The 1534-nt window shown below is 54.3% G+C and carries 2 protein-coding genes; both read right to left on the bottom strand.

What is annotated here, in order from left to right; translation table 11 throughout:
- Window positions 1-191: 191 nt before the first annotated feature.
- Window positions 192-353: a DUF4351 domain-containing protein gene (locus JUK32_RS01945; RefSeq protein WP_204137168.1), complete on the bottom strand. Its 162-nt coding sequence runs from the start codon at window positions 351-353 to the stop codon at window positions 192-194.
- Window positions 354-740: 387 nt separating this feature from the next.
- Window positions 741-962, bottom strand: coding sequence for a hypothetical protein (locus tag JUK32_RS01940; protein WP_204137167.1), 222 nt, complete (start codon window positions 960-962; stop codon window positions 741-743).
- Window positions 963-1534: the final 572 nt, after the last annotated feature.

The following is a 1534-nucleotide window of genomic DNA, read 5'->3' as shown; positions in this document are numbered from 1 at the left end:
CAGCAGTGAAATTCCGCGCGGCTATTCTAGCGGTTAGATGACAATTTCCGGGGCACTCCCTTAAAGCGCTTTCACCTTCATCCCATTAGCCCGCGATCGCGCTGGCGAGAACGGGCGATCGCGCTTTTGCCTCAACTATTGGGGTGTGACCAGAGGCAGACGGATGAGTTGGTGATCGCTGGCTTCACCGCTCACGGCTGGGCCAACCACGTCTCTAAATCAGATGCCTCAGCAAAATCAAACAACGCTTCTCCCAGCACTTCAAGCGGCTCTAGAGAAAGCTGATTCACCTGAATCTGCAACGAGTCAGATAACGGCCCCAGCTCCGGCTCTATCGCGCTGTGCTCCGGCATCCCAACAGAGCGTTAGCACAAGCGCTATCAGCCGCTTCAGGGCAGTCGGACCCAATATCCGCATGCTCGGCCTATCACCGCCTTAGAAAAGCTCTCAAGCACCCTTGGGACGACCCTCACGCGCCCGCTCCACCCACCCACCCACAGGCGATCGCGCCGAATCTCCCGCCGGAAGCGCGGCTCTCGGCACCCGTTTCTCCCTCAGTTGTCTCTCGCAGCCACAGAGCAGTTTGCGGTCTTTCCTGCCCCGATAGCCAAACCATCGCAACTAACTATTGACCTCTCAGGCGGATCGCGGCACCCAGACAGCGGCGATCGTGCCCCCATACGTTGTCGGTGGAGAGATGATTCTCACCCGAATGACGAGAACCCCCGCCCCGTTGTCGTTCAGCAGGACCGCCGGGACATCACTGGATGCCGCCCTGCCGACCAGCGGTCAAATAACGTGGCACTGATCATCCCGGCCAAATAGCTTGGCACTCGATACAACCCAGCGATCGCGCTCTTCTCACCACTCACCACGTCAATGTTGTCGTCCATAACTCCGGTGATTCGACCATCGCCTAGCTCGTCCTGTTGAGCCACTTCAATCGTCCCCGAAAGGCCCACAGCAACGATCGCTCATCTCCCGCTCAAACTCATGATGAGTGGATGCGATCGCGGTCCCTTCTGCCCCAGAATTGAATCCTGGGTCGGGGCAGAATTACACGATCGCGGAACGCTTCGACCGTTTACTCCACTAGCAATTATCCGCATCACAGTTAATCCTGATCTCTCATTACAGTTAATTCTTATCTATATCTAGGCTGGCATAAACAAAGATAGGCAGAGGAAAAGATAAAAACAAGGACAAAGAAAGGATACAGAAAGCAAGGGCGCAGAAAGAGTATAGAAAACAATCGCGATTAGATAAGGAAGCCAGGACAAAATGAGTCACTTCGCGCTCAGCAACCGCATTTTTCCGAACCGTACTCATGACGACTTCGGATTAGAAGCACCTCAGATTGTTTAGTTTTGTTGAGTTTCAGGGGCTCATCACGATCGCATTTTTCCTTTGTCCTTTGATCGCACATTTTTTAACATTTGACGCCGACGCTCCGTTCCGATTGACCTCCTTTTACCCATCGGCGGCTCGCAACAGTTGCCAGGTCGCCGCAATATCATGCAGGCGTTGCAGACCT

The sequence above is a fragment of the Halomicronema sp. CCY15110 genome (assembly GCF_016888165.1).
Lineage (GTDB): Bacteria > Cyanobacteriota > Cyanobacteriia > Phormidesmidales > Phormidesmidaceae > Halomicronema.
The sequence above is the reverse complement of the archived record's forward strand: the minus strand, read 5'-3'. Positions and strand labels throughout refer to the sequence as shown.